The sequence below is a fragment of the Vibrio maritimus genome (genome assembly GCF_021441885.1).
Classification (GTDB): domain Bacteria; phylum Pseudomonadota; class Gammaproteobacteria; order Enterobacterales; family Vibrionaceae; genus Vibrio; species Vibrio maritimus_B.
Map to the genome: position 1 here is coordinate 1,807,447 of NZ_CP090438.1, position 21,209 is coordinate 1,828,655.

Here is a 21,209-nt window from a genome sequence, read left to right on the forward strand (position 1 = left end):
AAGGATGCGTTTAAGATGCTAGTGACTATGAATGATTCTGATATCAATCGTTTTAAAGTAATCCAAGATGTTTGCGATCGTAGGATCCGACGAGTCGACGCGGCAGACATCCTTGATTTGAGTGTTCGCCAAGTTCAGAGGCTTATGAATCGCCTGAGGGAATTCGGTGCTGTAGGATTGACTCACCAAGCTCGAGGTAAGCCAAGTAATAACCGCTATCCTAGTGACTACCGAGACACAGTTTTAAAACTGATTCGTGATCACTATTCTGATTTTTCTCCAACGCTTGCTAGAGAAAAACTATTGGAGTTACATAGCCTTCCAGTATCTAACGAGACCTTACGAAGTTGGATGATTGCAGATGGTTTATGGACGCCACATTCGCAACGCAAGCCTAAAGTTTACCAACCTCGCTACCGACGTGATTGTTTGGGCGAGCTCGTTCAAATTGATGGCTCTCACCATGATTGGTTTGAAGGACGCGCTGACAAATGTTGTTTACTGGTCTTTATCGATGATGCGACTGGCCGCCTGATGAATTTAAGGTTCAGCGAAACCGAATCGGCCTTTGATTACATGCTAACAACGAGAGAATATCTTAATGAACACGGCAAACCCGTAGCGTTCTACAGCGATAAGCATTCGATTTTTCGGGTGAATCAGGAAAAGCAAAAACAAGTCGGTCAAACTCAATATGCCCGTGTATTAAAAGAGTTAGGTATTGAACTGATATGTGCGAACAGCTCTCAAGCTAAAGGTCGTGTGGAGCGAGTAAACTTGACGCTACAAGACCGACTCGTCAAAGAGATGCGCTTACAAGGAATTAACACCATCGAAGAAGCGAATGCTTGGCTTCCCTACTTCATTGCCGATTTCAATCGACGCTTTGCTAAGCCGGCAATGTATCCGAAAAACATGCATCGAAAAGTGCGTGAAACCACACAGGAACTCGACGATATTTTCAGTTGGCAAGAAATACGTAAACTCTCTAAATCGTTGACATTTCAATATGACAAAGTGGTTTATCTTATTGAGCCAAATGAAGAAAATACTCGCTTAGTTCACGAGCATGTCAAAGTCTTAGACTATCCCAACGGAGACATTGCGATTGTGTATGGCCACAGAAAGTTGGAATTCAAAATTTTCGATAAGCTTGAGCATGTTCAACAAACCCAAATTGTCGACAACAAGCGATTAGGTCAAGTACTAAAGTTTGCTCAACAGCAGCAAGAAGAATTCGAGCGACAACAGAAACGCACACGGAGCAAAAAAGCCCCTAAACGCAGAGCTCAACAAAGAGCGCTTCAGGAACAACTAAGGGCTATAAACCCAGTTCTCATCACACCAGAAACCTTCAAAGCATCTAAGAGTAAAACCTAACTCACCTACTCTATTTAGCTCATAAAGAGACATTTCTACCTGGGAGAAAAGAGGACATTTTAAAATGGGATTGACAAAATCGAATTTATCCAAAACAGCATTTTATCCTGTGGTTATCCCGTCAAACTTCACAAAATCCACTATCGAGACCCAAACCGGTCATGACTTTATACTGCCACCTCCGCTCTCAATGCGAAAAACTTAGCACAAAATAAAATGACATACCAATCGACTCAGTATGTCATTTTTTTACTCTGTCCATTCTTTACAACGGTTACGGCTCGTCCAGTAACCCAAGCTTTTTAGCCACCTTTATTAGGTCGAATGGCTGTTGAAATTGAGCTTGTATCTTTTGCACTTCCAAAATGTCGAGTCCTGAAATTTCCGAACTATAATCCACGTTTTCAACAAGATTGAGACTACTTCGAATTTCATCCAAAGTCATACCATTAGGGTATTCTTCAGATCGAATGGTTATCTGTGGGTATTGGTCTAAAATCTCAACCACTTTCAAACGTTCTTGTTCCGAGCACTTTTCTCTATTGTCCAAAGAAAGATATAGAAGCACCTTTTTTTTATCGTCATTTCCTAATGATGAAAACCAGCTTGTAGTTGGAAATCTTTTTGAAGCCGCTCTTGATTGAAGTAAACAATACTCAACTCGATTACCATAAGCTTGCATAGCATCAGACAAAGCTAAAGAACGTAACTCATTAGAGCCAGCATAAGAAAAAGGTAAGAAACACATTAAAAATAAGCAGGTTAAACCTTTACAAAGCCGCATTTGATACGCACCTCCAAAATTCGCCCTCAGCAGTATAACTACCAGTTCTTAAGCTCATGGTTTCCGCAATAGAAAATACACGCCCTTTTGCAGTTTTATTAATAGCGTTCAGAGTTTTACTAAACTCAACCCAATCATAGCCAGCTATACTCAGCATGGTTTGACTCGTATTTGCTTTACCAAGAAACAAATCAAACAATGGAACGGTGCTCGTTGCAACTGCTAGCATGTTCGCCCTATCTACGATATCTCTAATCTCATCAACTGCCTCTATACTTTCACGAGACAATTTTAAATTATCAATCCGACAATACCCTACATTTGCCATTTATTAAGCCCTTATGAAACCAATATAGTATCGTAAATCTTACTATACACTAAGAAGCCTTTTCTAATCTCCTCTCAAGCTCTCGAATAACACGGCAAAGCTCAACAATTCGCTCAAACATTAAAGACGAAGGCTCACGTTCGTAAGCCTCCATAGCTAAAGCTAATTCATCACGCAAACGAGATAAAGAAAAATCCAAAACCATCTAGTCACCACCAAACGCCGATGAAAAAGACGAAGCTAAATCAATATTAGGATGTTGGCCTGTAGGCCGTTCACCCTCGCAGTAAACGAAATCTGAATAGCCCTCAAACTTCAATTCAACCAAACAAGGACCCATTACCGCCACATCATAGCCTGCCATATATAAGTCCTGAAGCTTCAAGGGGAATTCATAACGAGATTTATTCACTGCCTTAAAATAAACCTCTGTTTGTCGATGCAAACGCCCTCTATCGTCTTTGTAGAACGAATCAGACGACCCTGTGATAGCCAGTTGAAGTTTACCAAATGGATGCACTGTATCAGCCTTACGCTGCCTAGAAGACGGTCTTTTCTTCTCTGGCTCTGAATTTTGCTTATCTTCCACTACGACACGCTTAGATTCTACTACGGGCTCAGGCTCTGATTTGTTGCCAAACAACGCTAAACCACTCGTTATAGACATAGGCAACGCAATGATAATTGCAGGGATACCTACCCAGAAATACCAACGCTTCCAGATAGGCTTAATGTCACTAGCGTGAGCTTCATTCACCGATTGGTCAGATTGAGTATGCGAAGTATAGAACGGGAAAAATCGAGGCTTATATGTTCGAACGTTGGTGTTCAACTCAGCAGGCCGACCCTCAGCACCGTCTAATACTTTTTGCGTATAAGTTTTATCAGACCCAGCTGCGGAATGCTTCGACACTCGATACTGAATTTGTATCATTGCTCGAACATCTTTGTGAAGTTTTCCAAGGCTTTGAGTCATTAACAAAATATCATGGCCATAATGACGGTGCATCGACATATATTCCAATACATCCGCCAAATTCTCAGATGCTTTCTTGCCTCTGCCTTGACTAGGTAAAACAAAGTGACATTCATCAATGACGAACAATGCACCAACGCCCTCGTCATTCTTCCACTCGTCAGACGTAAAACAATCCTTTGTAGAGAAAGCTTTGACCGCCCCAACCTCACGGGAATAGCTATCTTCTCGAACCTCGATAAGATCTAATATTTCCTTGCCAAAAACCGATTCGAAATGATCTAAATTTAAAGGCACATTAGTGATAACTTTGCGCCCTTCCTTAAGCGCAGGAATGATGTGATACACCACAGATTCGTAAGATTTACCCGAACCTGGTCTACCCACGATAATGTTAATTGGCATCAGTCACCCCCTAAGAACCTAAACGTGTAAACGGAATAATCTGCAAACCTAGACGAATCAAGATTGCAGACACGATAATTACACTTGCTTCATTCACGCCCACTAAAGCCATGATAGATTTTGCTTCGTCAGGAATCAGGTCGATATATTGAATCACGTTCAAGGCCGAAAACGCCGAACCAAAACCATTGATAGCAACTAAAGCTATCGATAACACGCTATCAAAAAAGAATATGCCAATATCTTTCAACAAATCGTAGAGCGACAATAAAATAGACAAGCAAAAGTTAACAAAGTCATTCCAACGCTCAGCAAACCAATCCAACATACTAACCTCCAAATACTAAGCGACGTGCTAAAAGTGCAGCCGTAAATAAAATGAACGCTCTAATCGCCAACCATACACGGCTATCAATTTCGATAGGCTGACAACCAAAATCAACAAAACCCAAATCAAAACACATCGTCCAAGTAGGAATCCCTTCTGACACATAACTTAATTTAAAGGAATTGACCCAGCCAGATAAGGCTGTATTTTGAAAGTCATTATTAAAATTATTCCAAACACCTTGAAAGCCATTTGGATAATTGGAAGTCCAAAAGCTTGAAGCTCTGCTACTATCAGGAGTCGTACTTATAGGAACGGTAGTTGTAGATAAACCCCCTATTAATTCATTTGTTCTATCAATCCTCTCTTCAACCCCAGTCATATCAACATCAACGTTAATATTCATATTTTCTAGAAGTTGATTTGTCATATCTAAACGTGATTCGATACCTGTTAAGTTTGAAACAGCAACGACACTACCGCCCTCAATAGGCGGGTCAATTGGAGGGTATATCGGTGGGTCAACTGGAACATCAATATCAACTATTGGTTTAACACCATCGACAATAGGCTTAATAATATCTTCTGCAATAGTATCGGTATCAGGGTCACCCGTTAATATTCCAGAAATAACAGAATTAATAGCATCACCATAAATAGGGTCGAAAATTGGCGGAAGCGGTCTATCAGAAGGCAATGACACAGGAGGGAGTCCAATAGCAGGAGGAATAGGAATGTTGTTATCATCAACAGGGATAACCACCGTATTATCGACAAAATATTGAGGAGGAACATCGACACAACCATCATTACCGCAATAACTTACGTCAGGGTCACTAAAATACCAAACAGGAATTTCATCATTGACTGCTTCATTATCTAAAACATCCTCAATTGCACCTTCCATTACAGAATCTTGTGTGGAAGCTACAGGAAATAATACTTCAATTTCATTAATGCTTACACGATTTTTAATTGTTAACTCGCCATTAAAATGAACCTCATGGAAAAACTCACCCTTTAAGATAAAGGAATTACCTGACATCCCCCAGTGAATAATAGAGTGACTATCGAAACAACTTTTACGTCCTTGCTCTTCACCAACAGTCACCCATTGACCACAATCTGGCTCAAGATTATTATTTTCCCATGAGCGATATTTTAACCACCAATTATCAGATAACGCCTGTCCACAATCAAATAAAGTGTTTTTCCCGTTTTCATCAGCAAAACCAACGTTAATAGGACAAACTAATTTAGTTCCTGTTTTATACAAACCTTTATCCCACGTAGAAGACCAACTACCATCTGCCATTTTAAAAGAAACACTCTTACCGCAATAATCCGATAAGAAACATTCGTCATCCTTGATTACCATCTCTCCGCCATCAAGATGAAAACCAACTTTTTCTAATGCATACGCCCAAGTTCCCCAAGGTCTAAGCGCATATTCAGAAGTCATATAATCTTTTATCATTGGAGTGGTAGCAACGGCGGCTGTAGCTAAAACACCTAAATCAGCACCATAATTAACCGCCATGCGAGCAACCAATGTTCTACCTGTCCACATCGCTGCTTGACCAGTCAGACCAACAACGACAGGAAAAAAAGCACGAGCTGGACGAACGGGAATATAAACAATGAAAAAACAAAGAAAATATATCGATAGCCGCTTAATAATCATTTTGCCCACCATAAAAAAAGGGGCTTAAACGCCCCTCATACCTAACACAAATGCTATTCCAGCTAGACCGCCGATAACCATAACAGCGGAATAGAACTGGAGGGTAGATACCGCAACAATCATGCTCGACTAACGAGACGTTTAGCTAGGCTAATACCCTTAACAGCTAGCGCAATACCAACAATGACCACACCGGTAGTACCAATAAACGCTGTTACAGTAGAAAGGTCTACTGCTGCAAAAATTGAATCGATAGTTGTAGTGTCAGCCATTGCTTGAGGTGCAAGAGAAGCAAGAGTTAACGCTGCTATAGTTGAAGCTGCTTTTTTCATAATAAAATCCCTCTATACGAGTTGTATCATTTTTTTAGCTATGCCAATGACAAAGCCACCAAAATAACCTACCACTACAACCGCACCAAAAGCCCAAGCGAAAACTAATCCAATATCGGACGATGATACAAAAACGTGTGATAAATTATATTCATCGGCAGTCTGTAGAACATACGTAGAGCAATTTTCGATAGGTGTTTCACTAACATATAAAAAATCATCTACAGTTTTTTCAATACAAATTGCCATAATTAGAACCTAAGTATTAGAAGCTACAGGAATTAGAGTAATATTACGCTCAAACTCTAAACGACCAAATTGACCTACTTTAAAAGACGTTTGGTCTAGGTAATATTTACCCGATGCATAATGTGTTTCATCTTCTTGAAGTGGTAAAGAAAATTCAACAGGGAAACGACCGCCAAGATGAACAAAGGCAACTTGACTATATAGTTTCATTTCTGCCCTATCGCCTTTAGGTGGAATGGTGCGAATGTCTTTTGTTTCATTATCTTTAAATATTTCTACTATTAATGCGTTTTTCATAATAATTACCTATGCTACTAAACTAATTACGCTATCTTCTTGACCGTATAATTTGGTGATATCCCCTGCTTGAGGCTCTATCCAGTCAGACGGTCTTTGCTGACTAAAATCAATTTCTATAACTTGTAATAAAGGAACTACGTTATCCTTACCGTGCCCTTTGAGGTTTTGAAGTTGAGCTTTAGAAAATCCAACTTCCAATAATGGATTTAATTGGTTATAAAATGACTTTTTATTTGATTTACTAAAAGAATCAAAAACTGCGTGATAACCATCGCTAACAAGAGAACGATAGAATCTAAATATTCTATCTGCCTTAGAATAAGTAATATTGCCTTTCTTAGTGACAGTAAAAAATTCTTTCTTTAGTGTGTTATGTACTTGTTCATCATTAAATATGTTCATTTTTTGACCCTCCAATGCCTCCATTAATGGCGAAAATGCTTTAATCCAAATATCTTTAATTAAACAACGTCCGTCTTTTTCATACTCTAATTGAAACCGACAAGCTTCAAATAGGTTTTTGGGTATATTAAACTCATCTAAATATCTACGCTTAGCACTTGCTTCAAAGCGGATTAAATTTCTAGCAAAGTTAATTAATTCAGGGTTAGACATAACATCAATAACTCTATCATGCGTACGGTCTCCCTTTTCCTGTAAAGAACGCAAGCTATTAAGCTGTCTATTAAATTCACAACCCTTTAAATATGCCTTTCTATCTACATGACGTGAGCCACGACTAAAGTAACAAGTAGTTTCATGTTCATTTCTAACACTAGCTCTCATATGCTTATTGGAGACTGATTTTAACTGACCAATAACTTGCTTAGCTTGTAAATCTGTTTTTGCTCTAGCTGAAAATGTGCAATCTATAGCATCTAGTGTAGTTCTATAGATGTCTAACATTTCGTAAAAATCTGGATAAGCATGATAAAGAGCCATGAGCATTTCATAAGAACCGACCACCATCTGAGTAGAGCCGTAAACGTTATGACCTTGAAGAATTTTAGCTGGAGAGGCTTTTAGCTCGACACAGGCATCTCGTAACTTTGTACCTTGAAAAATTTTGAACGCAATACCAGTAAAAGAAGTCGGAAGCGTTTGATATGGGTGACGCAAATCTGCAACTTCAAGCTCATCCTGAGAGCCTGAGCCAGTAAAAAAAATAGACTTAGCTTCAAGACCAACACCCCCAATCAAAGAGCAAGCACGTATATCAACATAAGATACAAACTCACCCTTAGAACTTTGTTGAGTTTCCAAAAGATAGTCTTGCTTGAATGGTATTGAAATTTTAAGCATGTCTATCATGAGACCCCTTCTATACATCCATACCTACATTTATCTATAGAATCGACCATGAAAATCAATCTGTCCATACAAAAATACATGTATACACGTGTAACTGTGTTAGAAATCACATAAAATACAAAAAAATGTAAAGGTATGAAGAACCATGACACAACGAACAACTATGCAAGTAACAGAGAAAAGAAAGCAGAAGCTAGAAAGAGCAGCTATAGAGATAAGCTACAGAACGGGAAAGCCGATAAAATGGACTGAACTAGCAAACAAACTTTTCGACGAAAAATTAGATGAACTGAAAAAAGACATGATAAATGAACGTGGCATAACAAAATGACACAAGAGCCCAGGAGATCAAATAGGAAGTGAAAGTGTAATATTTACACAAAAGTACACTATTAAAGATAGTGTACCCTCTCTTTGCATTAGCGAAAGCTAATCCACAAAATCAAGGCAACCACCCCGCAAGCGGGGCCCCCTCCTTTAATTTTGTGGATTAGCTTTCTTAACTGAAAAATCGACGGGTTGCAGTGGCAGAAATCGCCTCTTTCGTGGTGAGTCTCTGCAAGGCTGGCTTAACAGAAAGGAAGGGTATTTATTTTTTGTCTTTGAATGGAGATTGGCTTCGGGCGTTTGGAGGAGTCATACCCAAGAACTACAACAAGCGCCCTTTTATCGCTGCGCGATGAAGTTAGATTTAGGGTTCAACTGCTTTCTTAGTTAAATGATAGGCCTAAAACGAATTACATGATTATCTCGAATTGTAATCGTTTCACCTCTGCGATTCTCACTCAATTTTTCTTTTCTGGTTTTTGCCAAGAAATCACCAAGCTCTGAAATCTCGATAAATTCACGATCTAACAAAGCCCTGGCCATTTCATCAAAAGTTACTTCAAAAAGAACAGAAATGCTCTTTTGGTCTAAGTCGTACTTAGTTGAAATTCTTGAGATTAATTCAGTTTTGTTCATTGTGGCTTACCTCATTCACATAAGAATAACTACAATACCACACCGTCATAACTTAATGCGCATTATCGAAATTATGTTACGGGCTAACCTTGTAAAACGATTCTCCCTCCTAGCATGCACGGCCTTGACAGACCGACATTGAGCAAGTCTATCGCCCACTTTTTACTGCTGTTAGGCAAAGCAAACCCTCAACATAATTCCATGCAGATAATACGCACTAAATCTGTAAGCGCAAAGTTGTAATGTCACTATTTACCAAAGTTAAAATGTCTCTTTAGCTCGTGGTCACTAAGCTTTACTTACAACCAGCTAAGGATGCGTTTAAGATGCTAGTGACTATGAATGATTCTGATATCAATCGTTTTAAAGTAATCCAAGATGTTTGCGATCGTAGGATCCGACGAGTCGACGCGGCAGACATCCTTGATTTGAGTGTTCGCCAAGTTCAGAGGCTTATGAATCGCCTGAGGGAATTCGGTGCTGTAGGATTGACTCACCAAGCTCGAGGTAAGCCAAGTAATAACCGCTATCCTAGTGACTACCGAGACACAGTTTTAAAACTGATTCGTGATCACTATTCTGATTTTTCTCCAACGCTTGCTAGAGAAAAACTATTGGAGTTACATAGCCTTCCAGTATCTAACGAGACCTTACGAAGTTGGATGATTGCAGATGGTTTATGGACGCCACATTCGCAACGCAAGCCTAAAGTTTACCAACCTCGCTACCGACGTGATTGTTTGGGCGAGCTCGTTCAAATTGATGGCTCTCACCATGATTGGTTTGAAGGACGCGCTGACAAATGTTGTTTACTGGTCTTTATCGATGATGCGACTGGCCGCCTGATGAATTTAAGGTTCAGCGAAACCGAATCGGCCTTTGATTACATGCTAACAACGAGAGAATATCTTAATGAACACGGCAAACCCGTAGCGTTCTACAGCGATAAGCATTCGATTTTTCGGGTGAATCAGGAAAAGCAAAAACAAGTCGGTCAAACTCAATATGCCCGTGTATTAAAAGAGTTAGGTATTGAACTGATATGTGCGAACAGCTCTCAAGCTAAAGGTCGTGTGGAGCGAGTAAACTTGACGCTACAAGACCGACTCGTCAAAGAGATGCGCTTACAAGGAATTAACACCATCGAAGAAGCGAATGCTTGGCTTCCCTACTTCATTGCCGATTTCAATCGACGCTTTGCTAAGCCGGCAATGTATCCGAAAAACATGCATCGAAAAGTGCGTGAAACCACACAGGAACTCGACGATATTTTCAGTTGGCAAGAAATACGTAAACTCTCTAAATCGTTGACATTTCAATATGACAAAGTGGTTTATCTTATTGAGCCAAATGAAGAAAATACTCGCTTAGTTCACGAGCATGTCAAAGTCTTAGACTATCCCAACGGAGACATTGCGATTGTGTATGGCCACAGAAAGTTGGAATTCAAAATTTTCGATAAGCTTGAGCATGTTCAACAAACCCAAATTGTCGACAACAAGCGATTAGGTCAAGTACTAAAGTTTGCTCAACAGCAGCAAGAAGAATTCGAGCGACAACAGAAACGCACACGGAGCAAAAAAGCCCCTAAACGCAGAGCTCAACAAAGAGCGCTTCAGGAACAACTAAGGGCTATAAACCCAGTTCTCATCACACCAGAAACCTTCAAAGCATCTAAGAGTAAAACCTAACTCACCTACTCTATTTAGCTCATAAAGAGACATTTCTACCTGGGAGAAAAGAGGACATTTTAAAATGGGATTGACAAAATCGAATTTATCCAAAACAGCATTTTATCCTGTGGTTATCCCGTCAAACTTCACAAAATCCACTATCGAGACCCAAACCGGTCATGACTTTATACTGCCACCTCCGCTCTCAATGCGAAAAACTTAGCACAAAATAAAATGACATACCAATCGACTCAGTATGTCATTTTTTTACTCTGTCCATTCTTTACAACGGTTACGGCTCGTCCAGTAACCCAAGCTTTTTAGCCACCTTTATTAGGTCGAATGGCTGTTGAAATTGAGCTTGTATCTTTTGCACTTCCAAAATGTCGAGTCCTGAAATTTCCGAACTATAATCCACGTTTTCAACAAGATTGAGACTACTTCGAATTTCATCCAAAGTCATACCATTAGGGTATTCTTCAGATCGAATGGTTATCTGTGGGTATTGGTCTAAAATCTCAACCACTTTCAAACGTTCTTGTTCCGAGCACTTTTCTCTATTGTCCAAAGAAAGATATAGAAGCACCTTTTTTTTATCGTCATTTCCTAATGATGAAAACCAGCTTGTAGTTGGAAATCTTTTTGAAGCCGCTCTTGATTGAAGTAAACAATACTCAACTCGATTACCATAAGCTTGCATAGCATCAGACAAAGCTAAAGAACGTAACTCATTAGAGCCAGCATAAGAAAAAGGTAAGAAACACATTAAAAATAAGCAGGTTAAACCTTTACAAAGCCGCATTTGATACGCACCTCCAAAATTCGCCCTCAGCAGTATAACTACCAGTTCTTAAGCTCATGGTTTCCGCAATAGAAAATACACGCCCTTTTGCAGTTTTATTAATAGCGTTCAGAGTTTTACTAAACTCAACCCAATCATAGCCAGCTATACTCAGCATGGTTTGACTCGTATTTGCTTTACCAAGAAACAAATCAAACAATGGAACGGTGCTCGTTGCAACTGCTAGCATGTTCGCCCTATCTACGATATCTCTAATCTCATCAACTGCCTCTATACTTTCACGAGACAATTTTAAATTATCAATCCGACAATACCCTACATTTGCCATTTATTAAGCCCTTATGAAACCAATATAGTATCGTAAATCTTACTATACACTAAGAAGCCTTTTCTAATCTCCTCTCAAGCTCTCGAATAACACGGCAAAGCTCAACAATTCGCTCAAACATTAAAGACGAAGGCTCACGTTCGTAAGCCTCCATAGCTAAAGCTAATTCATCACGCAAACGAGATAAAGAAAAATCCAAAACCATCTAGTCACCACCAAACGCCGATGAAAAAGACGAAGCTAAATCAATATTAGGATGTTGGCCTGTAGGCCGTTCACCCTCGCAGTAAACGAAATCTGAATAGCCCTCAAACTTCAATTCAACCAAACAAGGACCCATTACCGCCACATCATAGCCTGCCATATATAAGTCCTGAAGCTTCAAGGGGAATTCATAACGAGATTTATTCACTGCCTTAAAATAAACCTCTGTTTGTCGATGCAAACGCCCTCTATCGTCTTTGTAGAACGAATCAGACGACCCTGTGATAGCCAGTTGAAGTTTACCAAATGGATGCACTGTATCAGCCTTACGCTGCCTAGAAGACGGTCTTTTCTTCTCTGGCTCTGAATTTTGCTTATCTTCCACTACGACACGCTTAGATTCTACTACGGGCTCAGGCTCTGATTTGTTGCCAAACAACGCTAAACCACTCGTTATAGACATAGGCAACGCAATGATAATTGCAGGGATACCTACCCAGAAATACCAACGCTTCCAGATAGGCTTAATGTCACTAGCGTGAGCTTCATTCACCGATTGGTCAGATTGAGTATGCGAAGTATAGAACGGGAAAAATCGAGGCTTATATGTTCGAACGTTGGTGTTCAACTCAGCAGGCCGACCCTCAGCACCGTCTAATACTTTTTGCGTATAAGTTTTATCAGACCCAGCTGCGGAATGCTTCGACACTCGATACTGAATTTGTATCATTGCTCGAACATCTTTGTGAAGTTTTCCAAGGCTTTGAGTCATTAACAAAATATCATGGCCATAATGACGGTGCATCGACATATATTCCAATACATCCGCCAAATTCTCAGATGCTTTCTTGCCTCTGCCTTGACTAGGTAAAACAAAGTGACATTCATCAATGACGAACAATGCACCAACGCCCTCGTCATTCTTCCACTCGTCAGACGTAAAACAATCCTTTGTAGAGAAAGCTTTGACCGCCCCAACCTCACGGGAATAGCTATCTTCTCGAACCTCGATAAGATCTAATATTTCCTTGCCAAAAACCGATTCGAAATGATCTAAATTTAAAGGCACATTAGTGATAACTTTGCGCCCTTCCTTAAGCGCAGGAATGATGTGATACACCACAGATTCGTAAGATTTACCCGAACCTGGTCTACCCACGATAATGTTAATTGGCATCAGTCACCCCCTAAGAACCTAAACGTGTAAACGGAATAATCTGCAAACCTAGACGAATCAAGATTGCAGACACGATAATTACACTTGCTTCATTCACGCCCACTAAAGCCATGATAGATTTTGCTTCGTCAGGAATCAGGTCGATATATTGAATCACGTTCAAGGCCGAAAACGCCGAACCAAAACCATTGATAGCAACTAAAGCTATCGATAACACGCTATCAAAAAAGAATATGCCAATATCTTTCAACAAATCGTAGAGCGACAATAAAATAGACAAGCAAAAGTTAACAAAGTCATTCCAACGCTCAGCAAACCAATCCAACATACTAACCTCCAAATACTAAGCGACGTGCTAAAAGTGCAGCCGTAAATAAAATGAACGCTCTAATCGCCAACCATACACGGCTATCAATTTCGATAGGCTGACAACCAAAATCAACAAAACCCAAATCAAAACACATCGTCCAAGTAGGAATCCCTTCTGACACATAACTTAATTTAAAGGAATTGACCCAGCCAGATAAGGCTGTATTTTGAAAGTCATTATTAAAATTATTCCAAACACCTTGAAAGCCATTTGGATAATTGGAAGTCCAAAAGCTTGAAGCTCTGCTACTATCAGGAGTCGTACTTATAGGAACGGTAGTTGTAGATAAACCCCCTATTAATTCATTTGTTCTATCAATCCTCTCTTCAACCCCAGTCATATCAACATCAACGTTAATATTCATATTTTCTAGAAGTTGATTTGTCATATCTAAACGTGATTCGATACCTGTTAAGTTTGAAACAGCAACGACACTACCGCCCTCAATAGGCGGGTCAATTGGAGGGTATATCGGTGGGTCAACTGGAACATCAATATCAACTATTGGTTTAACACCATCGACAATAGGCTTAATAATATCTTCTGCAATAGTATCGGTATCAGGGTCACCCGTTAATATTCCAGAAATAACAGAATTAATAGCATCACCATAAATAGGGTCGAAAATTGGCGGAAGCGGTCTATCAGAAGGCAATGACACAGGAGGGAGTCCAATAGCAGGAGGAATAGGAATGTTGTTATCATCAACAGGGATAACCACCGTATTATCGACAAAATATTGAGGAGGAACATCGACACAACCATCATTACCGCAATAACTTACGTCAGGGTCACTAAAATACCAAACAGGAATTTCATCATTGACTGCTTCATTATCTAAAACATCCTCAATTGCACCTTCCATTACAGAATCTTGTGTGGAAGCTACAGGAAATAATACTTCAATTTCATTAATGCTTACACGATTTTTAATTGTTAACTCGCCATTAAAATGAACCTCATGGAAAAACTCACCCTTTAAGATAAAGGAATTACCTGACATCCCCCAGTGAATAATAGAGTGACTATCGAAACAACTTTTACGTCCTTGCTCTTCACCAACAGTCACCCATTGACCACAATCTGGCTCAAGATTATTATTTTCCCATGAGCGATATTTTAACCACCAATTATCAGATAACGCCTGTCCACAATCAAATAAAGTGTTTTTCCCGTTTTCATCAGCAAAACCAACGTTAATAGGACAAACTAATTTAGTTCCTGTTTTATACAAACCTTTATCCCACGTAGAAGACCAACTACCATCTGCCATTTTAAAAGAAACACTCTTACCGCAATAATCCGATAAGAAACATTCGTCATCCTTGATTACCATCTCTCCGCCATCAAGATGAAAACCAACTTTTTCTAATGCATACGCCCAAGTTCCCCAAGGTCTAAGCGCATATTCAGAAGTCATATAATCTTTTATCATTGGAGTGGTAGCAACGGCGGCTGTAGCTAAAACACCTAAATCAGCACCATAATTAACCGCCATGCGAGCAACCAATGTTCTACCTGTCCACATCGCTGCTTGACCAGTCAGACCAACAACGACAGGAAAAAAAGCACGAGCTGGACGAACGGGAATATAAACAATGAAAAAACAAAGAAAATATATCGATAGCCGCTTAATAATCATTTTGCCCACCATAAAAAAAGGGGCTTAAACGCCCCTCATACCTAACACAAATGCTATTCCAGCTAGACCGCCGATAACCATAACAGCGGAATAGAACTGGAGGGTAGATACCGCAACAATCATGCTCGACTAACGAGACGTTTAGCTAGGCTAATACCCTTAACAGCTAGCGCAATACCAACAATGACCACACCGGTAGTACCAATAAACGCTGTTACAGTAGAAAGGTCTACTGCTGCAAAAATTGAATCGATAGTTGTAGTGTCAGCCATTGCTTGAGGTGCAAGAGAAGCAAGAGTTAACGCTGCTATAGTTGAAGCTGCTTTTTTCATAATAAAATCCCTCTATACGAGTTGTATCATTTTTTTAGCTATGCCAATGACAAAGCCACCAAAATAACCTACCACTACAACCGCACCAAAAGCCCAAGCGAAAACTAATCCAATATCGGACGATGATACAAAAACGTGTGATAAATTATATTCATCGGCAGTCTGTAGAACATACGTAGAGCAATTTTCGATAGGTGTTTCACTAACATATAAAAAATCATCTACAGTTTTTTCAATACAAATTGCCATAATTAGAACCTAAGTATTAGAAGCTACAGGAATTAGAGTAATATTACGCTCAAACTCTAAACGACCAAATTGACCTACTTTAAAAGACGTTTGGTCTAGGTAATATTTACCCGATGCATAATGTGTTTCATCTTCTTGAAGTGGTAAAGAAAATTCAACAGGGAAACGACCGCCAAGATGAACAAAGGCAACTTGACTATATAGTTTCATTTCTGCCCTATCGCCTTTAGGTGGAATGGTGCGAATGTCTTTTGTTTCATTATCTTTAAATATTTCTACTATTAATGCGTTTTTCATAATAATTACCTATGCTACTAAACTAATTACGCTATCTTCTTGACCGTATAATTTGGTGATATCCCCTGCTTGAGGCTCTATCCAGTCAGACGGTCTTTGCTGACTAAAATCAATTTCTATAACTTGTAATAAAGGAACTACGTTATCCTTACCGTGCCCTTTGAGGTTTTGAAGTTGAGCTTTAGAAAATCCAACTTCCAATAATGGATTTAATTGGTTATAAAATGACTTTTTATTTGATTTACTAAAAGAATCAAAAACTGCGTGATAACCATCGCTAACAAGAGAACGATAGAATCTAAATATTCTATCTGCCTTAGAATAAGTAATATTGCCTTTCTTAGTGACAGTAAAAAATTCTTTCTTTAGTGTGTTATGTACTTGTTCATCATTAAATATGTTCATTTTTTGACCCTCCAATGCCTCCATTAATGGCGAAAATGCTTTAATCCAAATATCTTTAATTAAACAACGTCCGTCTTTTTCATACTCTAATTGAAACCGACAAGCTTCAAATAGGTTTTTGGGTATATTAAACTCATCTAAATATCTACGCTTAGCACTTGCTTCAAAGCGGATTAAATTTCTAGCAAAGTTAATTAATTCAGGGTTAGACATAACATCAATAACTCTATCATGCGTACGGTCTCCCTTTTCCTGTAAAGAACGCAAGCTATTAAGCTGTCTATTAAATTCACAACCCTTTAAATATGCCTTTCTATCTACATGACGTGAGCCACGACTAAAGTAACAAGTAGTTTCATGTTCATTTCTAACACTAGCTCTCATATGCTTATTGGAGACTGATTTTAACTGACCAATAACTTGCTTAGCTTGTAAATCTGTTTTTGCTCTAGCTGAAAATGTGCAATCTATAGCATCTAGTGTAGTTCTATAGATGTCTAACATTTCGTAAAAATCTGGATAAGCATGATAAAGAGCCATGAGCATTTCATAAGAACCGACCACCATCTGAGTAGAGCCGTAAACGTTATGACCTTGAAGAATTTTAGCTGGAGAGGCTTTTAGCTCGACACAGGCATCTCGTAACTTTGTACCTTGAAAAATTTTGAACGCAATACCAGTAAAAGAAGTCGGAAGCGTTTGATATGGGTGACGCAAATCTGCAACTTCAAGCTCATCCTGAGAGCCTGAGCCAGTAAAAAAAATAGACTTAGCTTCAAGACCAACACCCCCAATCAAAGAGCAAGCACGTATATCAACATAAGATACAAACTCACCCTTAGAACTTTGTTGAGTTTCCAAAAGATAGTCTTGCTTGAATGGTATTGAAATTTTAAGCATGTCTATCATGAGACCCCTTCTATACATCCATACCTACATTTATCTATAGAATCGACCATGAAAATCAATCTGTCCATACAAAAATACATGTATACACGTGTAACTGTGTTAGAAATCACATAAAATACAAAAAAATGTAAAGGTATGAAGAACCATGACACAACGAACAACTATGCAAGTAACAGAGAAAAGAAAGCAGAAGCTAGAAAGAGCAGCTATAGAGATAAGCTACAGAACGGGAAAGCCGATAAAATGGACTGAACTAGCAAACAAACTTTTCGACGAAAAATTAGATGAACTGAAAAAAGACATGATAAATGAACGTGGCATAACAAAATGACACAAGAGCCCAGGAGATCAAATAGGAAGTGAAAGTGTAATATTTACACAAAAGTACACTATTAAAGATAGTGTACCCTCTCTTTGCATTAGCGAAAGCTAATCCACAAAATCAAGGCAACCACCCCGCAAGCGGGGCCCCCTCCTTTAATTTTGTGGATTAGCTTTCTTAACTGAAAAATCGACGGGTTGCAGTGGCAGAAATCGCCTCTTTCGTGGTGAGTCTCTGCAAGGCTGGCTTAACAGAAAGGAAGGGTATTTATTTTTTGTCTTTGAATGGAGATTGGCTTCGGGCGTTTGGAGGAGTCATACCCAAGAACTACAACAAGCGCCCTTTTATCGCTGCGCGATGAAGTTAGATTTAGGGTTCAACTGCTTTCTTAGTTAAATGATAGGCCTAAAACGAATTACATGATTATCTCGAATTGTAATCGTTTCACCTCTGCGATTCTCACTCAATTTTTCTTTTCTGGTTTTTGCCAAGAAATCACCAAGCTCTGAAATCTCGATAAATTCACGATCTAACAAAGCCCTGGCCATTTCATCAAAAGTTACTTCAAAAAGAACAGAAATGCTCTTTTGGTCTAAGTCGTACTTAGTTGAAATTCTTGAGATTAATTCAGTTTTGTTCATTGTGGCTTACCTCATTCACATAAGAATAACTACAATACCACACCGTCATAACTTAATGCGCATTATCGAAATTATGTTACGGGCTAACCTTGTAAAACGATTCTCCCTCCTAGCATGCACGGCCTTGACAGACCGACATTGAGCAAGTCTATCGCCCACTTTTTACTGCTGTTAGGCAAAGCAAACCCTCAACATAATTCCATGCAGATAATACGCACTAAATCTGTAAGCGCAAAGTTGTAATGTCACTATTTACCAAAGTTAAAATGTCTCTTTAGCTCGTGGTCACTAAGCTTTACTTACAACCAGCTAAGGATGCGTTTAAGATGCTAGTGACTATGAATGATTCTGATATCAATCGTTTTAAAGTAATCCAAGATGTTTGCGATCGTAGGATCCGACGAGTCGACGCGGCAGACATCCTTGATTTGAGTGTTCGCCAAGTTCAGAGGCTTATGAATCGCCTGAGGGAATTCGGTGCTGTAGGATTGACTCACCAAGCTCGAGGTAAGCCAAGTAATAACCGCTATCCTAGTGACTACCGAGACACAGTTTTAAAACTGATTCGTGATCACTATTCTGATTTTTCTCCAACGCTTGCTAGAGAAAAACTATTGGAGTTACATAGCCTTCCAGTATCTAACGAGACCTTACGAAGTTGGATGATTGCAGATGGTTTATGGACGCCACATTCGCAACGCAAGCCTAAAGTTTACCAACCTCGCTACCGACGTGATTGTTTGGGCGAGCTCGTTCAAATTGATGGCTCTCACCATGATTGGTTTGAAGGACGCGCTGACAAATGTTGTTTACTGGTCTTTATCGATGATGCGACTGGCCGCCTGATGAATTTAAGGTTCAGCGAAACCGAATCGGCCTTTGATTACATGCTAACAACGAGAGAATATCTTAATGAACACGGCAAACCCGTAGCGTTCTACAGCGATAAGCATTCGATTTTTCGGGTGAATCAGGAAAAGCAAAAACAAGTCGGTCAAACTCAATATGCCCGTGTATTAAAAGAGTTAGGTATTGAACTGATATGTGCGAACAGCTCTCAAGCTAAAGGTCGTGTGGAGCGAGTAAACTTGACGCTACAAGACCGACTCGTCAAAGAGATGCGCTTACAAGGAATTAACACCATCGAAGAAGCGAATGCTTGGCTTCCCTACTTCATTGCCGATTTCAATCGACGCTTTGCTAAGCCGGCAATGTATCCGAAAAACATGCATCGAAAAGTGCGTGAAACCACACAGGAACTCGACGATATTTTCAGTTGGCAAGAAATACGTAAACTCTCTAAATCGTTGACATTTCAATATGACAAAGTGGTTTATCTTATTGAGCCAAATGAAGAAAATACTCGCTTAGTTCACGAGCATGTCAAAGTCTTAGACTATCCCAACGGAGACATTGCGATTGTGTATGGCCACAGAAAGTTGGAATTCAAAATTTTCGATAAGCTTGAGCATGTTCAACAAACCCAAATTGTCGACAACAAGCGATTAGGTCAAGTACTAAAGTTTGCTCAACAGCAGCAAGAAGAATTCGAGCGACAACAGAAACGCACACGGAGCAAAAAAGCCCCTAAACGCAGAGCTCAACAAAGAGCGCTTCAGGAACAACTAAGGGCTATAAACCCAGTTCTCATCACACCAGAAACCTTCAAAGCATCTAAGAGTAAAACCTAACTCACCTACTCTATTTAGCTCATAAAGAGACATTTCTACCTGGGAGAAAAGAGGACATTTTAAAATGGGATTGACAAAATCGAATTTATCCAAAACAGCATTTTATCCTGTGGTTATCCCGTCAAACTTCACAAAATCCACTATCGAGACCCAAACCGGTCATGACTTTATACTGCCACCTCCGCTCTCAATGCGAAAAACTTAGCACAAAATAAAATGACATACCAATCGACTCAGTATGTCATTTTTTTACTCTGTCCATTCTTTACAACGGTTACGGCTCGTCCAGTAACCCAAGCTTTTTAGCCACCTTTATTAGGTCGAATGGCTGTTGAAATTGAGCTTGTATCTTTTGCACTTCCAAAATGTCGAGTCCTGAAATTTCCGAACTATAATCCACGTTTTCAACAAGATTGAGACTACTTCGAATTTCATCCAAAGTCATACCATTAGGGTATTCTTCAGATCGAATGGTTATCTGTGGGTATTGGTCTAAAATCTCAACCACTTTCAAACGTTCTTGTTCCGAGCACTTTTCTCTATTGTCCAAAGAAAGATATAGAAGCACCTTTTTTTTATCGTCATTTCCTAATGATGAAAACCAGCTTGTAGTTGGAAATCTTTTTGAAGCCGCTCTTGATTGAAGTAAACAATACTCAACTCGATTACCATAAGCTTGCATAGCATCAGACAAAGCTAAAGAACGTAACTCATTAGAGCCAGCATAAGAAAAAGGTAAGAAACACATTAAAAATAAGCAGGTTAAACCTTTACAAAGCCGCATTTGATACGCACCTCCAAAATTCGCCCTCAGCAGTATAACTACCAGTTCTTAAGCTCATGGTTTCCGCAATAGAAAATACACGCCCTTTTGCAGTTTTATTAATAGCGTTCAGAGTTTTACTAAACTCAACCCAATCATAGCCAGCTATACTCAGCATGGTTTGACTCGTATTTGCTTTACCAAGAAACAAATCAAACAATGGAACGGTGCTCGTTGCAACTGCTAGCATGTTCGCCCTATCTACGATATCTCTAATCTCATCAACTGCCTCTATACTTTCACGAGACAATTTTAAATTATCAATCCGACAATACCCTACATTTGCCATTTATTAAGCCCTTAT

The 21,209-nt window shown here is 39.4% G+C and carries 29 protein-coding genes; 5 read left to right on the forward strand and 24 right to left on the reverse strand.

Annotated elements, in window-relative coordinates; all coding sequences use genetic code 11:
- The first annotated feature begins 27 nt into the window (after nucleotides 1-27).
- Nucleotides 28-1,380 (forward strand): ISNCY family transposase, encoded by a 1,353-nt coding sequence (locus LY387_RS08190; protein ID WP_234496077.1) that lies wholly within the window; start codon nucleotides 28-30, stop codon nucleotides 1,378-1,380.
- Nucleotides 1,381-1,654: 274 nt separating this feature from the next.
- Here the strand turns inward: LY387_RS08190 and LY387_RS08195 are convergent, their stop codons facing one another.
- The 10 genes from LY387_RS08195 to LY387_RS08240 form a co-directional block, all read right to left on the reverse strand.
- A complete protein-coding gene (locus LY387_RS08195; RefSeq protein WP_234493726.1) occupies nucleotides 1,655-2,164 on the reverse strand; it encodes a hypothetical protein in 510 nt (169 codons plus the stop codon).
- Nucleotides 2,151-2,492, reverse strand: a complete 342-nt coding sequence (locus LY387_RS08200; protein ID WP_234493727.1) for a hypothetical protein — start codon at nucleotides 2,490-2,492, stop codon at nucleotides 2,151-2,153. The genes LY387_RS08195 and LY387_RS08200 overlap by 14 nt, the downstream gene beginning before the upstream one ends.
- A 49-nt stretch (nucleotides 2,493-2,541) precedes the next feature.
- Nucleotides 2,542-2,697, reverse strand: coding sequence for a hypothetical protein (locus LY387_RS08205; protein ID WP_234493728.1), 156 nt, complete (start codon nucleotides 2,695-2,697; stop codon nucleotides 2,542-2,544).
- Nucleotides 2,698-3,873: a zonular occludens toxin domain-containing protein gene (locus tag LY387_RS08210; protein ID WP_234493729.1), complete on the reverse strand. Its 1,176-nt coding sequence runs from the start codon at nucleotides 3,871-3,873 to the stop codon at nucleotides 2,698-2,700.
- 10 nt (nucleotides 3,874-3,883) lie between these two features.
- Nucleotides 3,884-4,201, reverse strand: coding sequence for a DUF2523 family protein (locus tag LY387_RS08215; protein WP_234493730.1), 318 nt, complete (start codon nucleotides 4,199-4,201; stop codon nucleotides 3,884-3,886).
- 1 nt (nucleotide 4,202) lies between these two features.
- Complete coding sequence (locus LY387_RS08220) at nucleotides 4,203-5,885, reverse strand: hypothetical protein (RefSeq protein WP_234493731.1); 1,683 nt, start codon at nucleotides 5,883-5,885, stop codon at nucleotides 4,203-4,205.
- A gap of 119 nt (nucleotides 5,886-6,004) precedes the next feature.
- Nucleotides 6,005-6,217 carry a phage coat protein gene (locus tag LY387_RS08225; RefSeq protein ID WP_234493732.1) on the reverse strand — a complete coding sequence of 71 codons (213 nt, stop codon included), beginning with the start codon at nucleotides 6,215-6,217 and terminating at the stop codon, nucleotides 6,005-6,007.
- 12 nt (nucleotides 6,218-6,229) lie between these two features.
- Nucleotides 6,230-6,466 (reverse strand): hypothetical protein, encoded by a 237-nt coding sequence (locus tag LY387_RS08230; protein WP_234493733.1) that lies wholly within the window; start codon nucleotides 6,464-6,466, stop codon nucleotides 6,230-6,232.
- Between the two features lie 9 nt (nucleotides 6,467-6,475).
- Nucleotides 6,476-6,763 carry a G5P family DNA-binding protein gene (locus LY387_RS08235; RefSeq protein WP_234493734.1) on the reverse strand — a complete coding sequence of 96 codons (288 nt, stop codon included), beginning with the start codon at nucleotides 6,761-6,763 and terminating at the stop codon, nucleotides 6,476-6,478.
- Nucleotides 6,764-6,772: 9 nt separating this feature from the next.
- Nucleotides 6,773-8,077: a phage/plasmid replication protein, II/X family gene (locus LY387_RS08240; RefSeq protein WP_234493735.1), complete on the reverse strand. Its 1,305-nt coding sequence runs from the start codon at nucleotides 8,075-8,077 to the stop codon at nucleotides 6,773-6,775.
- A 145-nt stretch (nucleotides 8,078-8,222) separates the two neighbouring features.
- Between LY387_RS08240 and LY387_RS08245 the strand changes: the two genes are divergently transcribed.
- Entirely contained in the window at nucleotides 8,223-8,408 is a 186-nt protein-coding gene (locus tag LY387_RS08245) for a hypothetical protein (protein ID WP_234493736.1), read from the forward strand.
- Nucleotides 8,409-8,791: 383 nt separating this feature from the next.
- Here the strand turns inward: LY387_RS08245 and LY387_RS08250 are convergent, their stop codons facing one another.
- Nucleotides 8,792-9,040 carry an HU family DNA-binding protein gene (locus LY387_RS08250; protein ID WP_234493737.1) on the reverse strand — a complete coding sequence of 83 codons (249 nt, stop codon included), beginning with the start codon at nucleotides 9,038-9,040 and terminating at the stop codon, nucleotides 8,792-8,794.
- A gap of 338 nt (nucleotides 9,041-9,378) precedes the next feature.
- Here LY387_RS08250 and LY387_RS08255 point away from each other — a divergent pair, with 338 nt between their 5' ends.
- Nucleotides 9,379-10,731, forward strand: coding sequence for an ISNCY family transposase (locus LY387_RS08255; RefSeq protein WP_234496077.1), 1,353 nt, complete (start codon nucleotides 9,379-9,381; stop codon nucleotides 10,729-10,731).
- A 274-nt stretch (nucleotides 10,732-11,005) separates the two neighbouring features.
- Here the strand turns inward: LY387_RS08255 and LY387_RS08260 are convergent, their stop codons facing one another.
- From LY387_RS08260 to LY387_RS08305, 10 genes are all read right to left on the reverse strand, one after another.
- Nucleotides 11,006-11,515, reverse strand: coding sequence for a hypothetical protein (locus LY387_RS08260; RefSeq protein WP_234493726.1), 510 nt, complete (start codon nucleotides 11,513-11,515; stop codon nucleotides 11,006-11,008).
- Complete coding sequence (locus tag LY387_RS08265; RefSeq protein WP_234493727.1) at nucleotides 11,502-11,843, reverse strand: hypothetical protein; 342 nt, start codon at nucleotides 11,841-11,843, stop codon at nucleotides 11,502-11,504. Before LY387_RS08265 ends, LY387_RS08260 begins: the two co-directional genes overlap by 14 nt.
- A 49-nt stretch (nucleotides 11,844-11,892) precedes the next feature.
- On the reverse strand, nucleotides 11,893-12,048 hold the full coding sequence (locus LY387_RS08270) for a hypothetical protein (protein WP_234493728.1): 156 nt from the start codon (nucleotides 12,046-12,048) through the stop codon (nucleotides 11,893-11,895).
- Nucleotides 12,049-13,224: a zonular occludens toxin domain-containing protein gene (locus LY387_RS08275; RefSeq protein ID WP_234493729.1), complete on the reverse strand. Its 1,176-nt coding sequence runs from the start codon at nucleotides 13,222-13,224 to the stop codon at nucleotides 12,049-12,051.
- A 10-nt stretch (nucleotides 13,225-13,234) separates the two neighbouring features.
- Nucleotides 13,235-13,552 (reverse strand): DUF2523 family protein, encoded by a 318-nt coding sequence (locus tag LY387_RS08280; protein WP_234493730.1) that lies wholly within the window; start codon nucleotides 13,550-13,552, stop codon nucleotides 13,235-13,237.
- A 1-nt stretch (nucleotide 13,553) separates the two neighbouring features.
- The gene (locus LY387_RS08285; RefSeq protein ID WP_234493731.1) at nucleotides 13,554-15,236 is read right to left on the reverse strand and encodes a hypothetical protein; all 1,683 of its coding nucleotides are present in this window, start codon (nucleotides 15,234-15,236) and stop codon (nucleotides 13,554-13,556) included.
- Between the two features lie 119 nt (nucleotides 15,237-15,355).
- Nucleotides 15,356-15,568 carry a phage coat protein gene (locus tag LY387_RS08290; protein ID WP_234493732.1) on the reverse strand — a complete coding sequence of 71 codons (213 nt, stop codon included), beginning with the start codon at nucleotides 15,566-15,568 and terminating at the stop codon, nucleotides 15,356-15,358.
- Between the two features lie 12 nt (nucleotides 15,569-15,580).
- Nucleotides 15,581-15,817 (reverse strand): hypothetical protein, encoded by a 237-nt coding sequence (locus LY387_RS08295; protein WP_234493733.1) that lies wholly within the window; start codon nucleotides 15,815-15,817, stop codon nucleotides 15,581-15,583.
- A 9-nt stretch (nucleotides 15,818-15,826) separates the two neighbouring features.
- On the reverse strand, nucleotides 15,827-16,114 hold the full coding sequence (locus tag LY387_RS08300) for a G5P family DNA-binding protein (protein WP_234493734.1): 288 nt from the start codon (nucleotides 16,112-16,114) through the stop codon (nucleotides 15,827-15,829).
- A 9-nt stretch (nucleotides 16,115-16,123) separates the two neighbouring features.
- Nucleotides 16,124-17,428 (reverse strand): phage/plasmid replication protein, II/X family, encoded by a 1,305-nt coding sequence (locus tag LY387_RS08305; protein ID WP_234493735.1) that lies wholly within the window; start codon nucleotides 17,426-17,428, stop codon nucleotides 16,124-16,126.
- Nucleotides 17,429-17,573: 145 nt separating this feature from the next.
- Between LY387_RS08305 and LY387_RS08310 the strand changes: the two genes are divergently transcribed.
- The gene (locus tag LY387_RS08310) at nucleotides 17,574-17,759 is read left to right on the forward strand and encodes a hypothetical protein (RefSeq protein ID WP_234493736.1); all 186 of its coding nucleotides are present in this window, start codon (nucleotides 17,574-17,576) and stop codon (nucleotides 17,757-17,759) included.
- Nucleotides 17,760-18,142: 383 nt separating this feature from the next.
- On the opposite strand, the gene LY387_RS08315 is transcribed toward LY387_RS08310, so the two are convergent.
- Complete coding sequence (locus LY387_RS08315; protein ID WP_234493737.1) at nucleotides 18,143-18,391, reverse strand: HU family DNA-binding protein; 249 nt, start codon at nucleotides 18,389-18,391, stop codon at nucleotides 18,143-18,145.
- Between the two features lie 338 nt (nucleotides 18,392-18,729).
- On the opposite strand from LY387_RS08315, the gene LY387_RS08320 reads away from it, so the two are divergent.
- On the forward strand, nucleotides 18,730-20,082 hold the full coding sequence (locus LY387_RS08320; RefSeq protein ID WP_234496077.1) for an ISNCY family transposase: 1,353 nt from the start codon (nucleotides 18,730-18,732) through the stop codon (nucleotides 20,080-20,082).
- 274 nt (nucleotides 20,083-20,356) lie between these two features.
- Here LY387_RS08320 and LY387_RS08325 read toward each other — a convergent pair whose 3' ends face one another.
- Nucleotides 20,357-20,866, reverse strand: a complete 510-nt coding sequence (locus LY387_RS08325; RefSeq protein WP_234493726.1) for a hypothetical protein — start codon at nucleotides 20,864-20,866, stop codon at nucleotides 20,357-20,359.
- A complete protein-coding gene (locus LY387_RS08330; protein WP_234493727.1) occupies nucleotides 20,853-21,194 on the reverse strand; it encodes a hypothetical protein in 342 nt (113 codons plus the stop codon). The genes LY387_RS08325 and LY387_RS08330 overlap by 14 nt, the downstream gene beginning before the upstream one ends.
- Nucleotides 21,195-21,209: the final 15 nt, after the last annotated feature.

Coding starts and splice junctions, on each gene's coding strand:
- LY387_RS08310 (WP_234493736.1), top strand. CDS start 17,574: ATGACACAACGAACAACTATGCAAGTAACAGAGAAAAGAAAGCAGAAG.
- LY387_RS08240 (WP_234493735.1), bottom strand. CDS start 8,077: ATGATAGACATGCTTAAAATTTCAATACCATTCAAGCAAGACTATCTT.
- LY387_RS08220 (WP_234493731.1), bottom strand. CDS start 5,885: ATGATTATTAAGCGGCTATCGATATATTTTCTTTGTTTTTTCATTGTT.
- LY387_RS08295 (WP_234493733.1), bottom strand. CDS start 15,817: ATGGCAATTTGTATTGAAAAAACTGTAGATGATTTTTTATATGTTAGT.
- LY387_RS08205 (WP_234493728.1), bottom strand. CDS start 2,697: ATGGTTTTGGATTTTTCTTTATCTCGTTTGCGTGATGAATTAGCTTTA.
- LY387_RS08210 (WP_234493729.1), bottom strand. CDS start 3,873: ATGCCAATTAACATTATCGTGGGTAGACCAGGTTCGGGTAAATCTTAC.
- LY387_RS08215 (WP_234493730.1), bottom strand. CDS start 4,201: ATGTTGGATTGGTTTGCTGAGCGTTGGAATGACTTTGTTAACTTTTGC.
- LY387_RS08230 (WP_234493733.1), bottom strand. CDS start 6,466: ATGGCAATTTGTATTGAAAAAACTGTAGATGATTTTTTATATGTTAGT.
- LY387_RS08265 (WP_234493727.1), bottom strand. CDS start 11,843: ATGGCAAATGTAGGGTATTGTCGGATTGATAATTTAAAATTGTCTCGT.
- LY387_RS08270 (WP_234493728.1), bottom strand. CDS start 12,048: ATGGTTTTGGATTTTTCTTTATCTCGTTTGCGTGATGAATTAGCTTTA.
- LY387_RS08200 (WP_234493727.1), bottom strand. CDS start 2,492: ATGGCAAATGTAGGGTATTGTCGGATTGATAATTTAAAATTGTCTCGT.
- LY387_RS08300 (WP_234493734.1), bottom strand. CDS start 16,114: ATGAAAAACGCATTAATAGTAGAAATATTTAAAGATAATGAAACAAAA.
- LY387_RS08190 (WP_234496077.1), top strand. CDS start 28: ATGAATGATTCTGATATCAATCGTTTTAAAGTAATCCAAGATGTTTGC.
- LY387_RS08225 (WP_234493732.1), bottom strand. CDS start 6,217: ATGAAAAAAGCAGCTTCAACTATAGCAGCGTTAACTCTTGCTTCTCTT.
- LY387_RS08260 (WP_234493726.1), bottom strand. CDS start 11,515: ATGCGGCTTTGTAAAGGTTTAACCTGCTTATTTTTAATGTGTTTCTTA.
- LY387_RS08325 (WP_234493726.1), bottom strand. CDS start 20,866: ATGCGGCTTTGTAAAGGTTTAACCTGCTTATTTTTAATGTGTTTCTTA.
- LY387_RS08330 (WP_234493727.1), bottom strand. CDS start 21,194: ATGGCAAATGTAGGGTATTGTCGGATTGATAATTTAAAATTGTCTCGT.
- LY387_RS08245 (WP_234493736.1), top strand. CDS start 8,223: ATGACACAACGAACAACTATGCAAGTAACAGAGAAAAGAAAGCAGAAG.
- LY387_RS08255 (WP_234496077.1), top strand. CDS start 9,379: ATGAATGATTCTGATATCAATCGTTTTAAAGTAATCCAAGATGTTTGC.
- LY387_RS08280 (WP_234493730.1), bottom strand. CDS start 13,552: ATGTTGGATTGGTTTGCTGAGCGTTGGAATGACTTTGTTAACTTTTGC.
- LY387_RS08285 (WP_234493731.1), bottom strand. CDS start 15,236: ATGATTATTAAGCGGCTATCGATATATTTTCTTTGTTTTTTCATTGTT.
- LY387_RS08195 (WP_234493726.1), bottom strand. CDS start 2,164: ATGCGGCTTTGTAAAGGTTTAACCTGCTTATTTTTAATGTGTTTCTTA.
- LY387_RS08290 (WP_234493732.1), bottom strand. CDS start 15,568: ATGAAAAAAGCAGCTTCAACTATAGCAGCGTTAACTCTTGCTTCTCTT.
- LY387_RS08250 (WP_234493737.1), bottom strand. CDS start 9,040: ATGAACAAAACTGAATTAATCTCAAGAATTTCAACTAAGTACGACTTA.
- LY387_RS08315 (WP_234493737.1), bottom strand. CDS start 18,391: ATGAACAAAACTGAATTAATCTCAAGAATTTCAACTAAGTACGACTTA.
- LY387_RS08235 (WP_234493734.1), bottom strand. CDS start 6,763: ATGAAAAACGCATTAATAGTAGAAATATTTAAAGATAATGAAACAAAA.
- LY387_RS08275 (WP_234493729.1), bottom strand. CDS start 13,224: ATGCCAATTAACATTATCGTGGGTAGACCAGGTTCGGGTAAATCTTAC.
- LY387_RS08305 (WP_234493735.1), bottom strand. CDS start 17,428: ATGATAGACATGCTTAAAATTTCAATACCATTCAAGCAAGACTATCTT.
- LY387_RS08320 (WP_234496077.1), top strand. CDS start 18,730: ATGAATGATTCTGATATCAATCGTTTTAAAGTAATCCAAGATGTTTGC.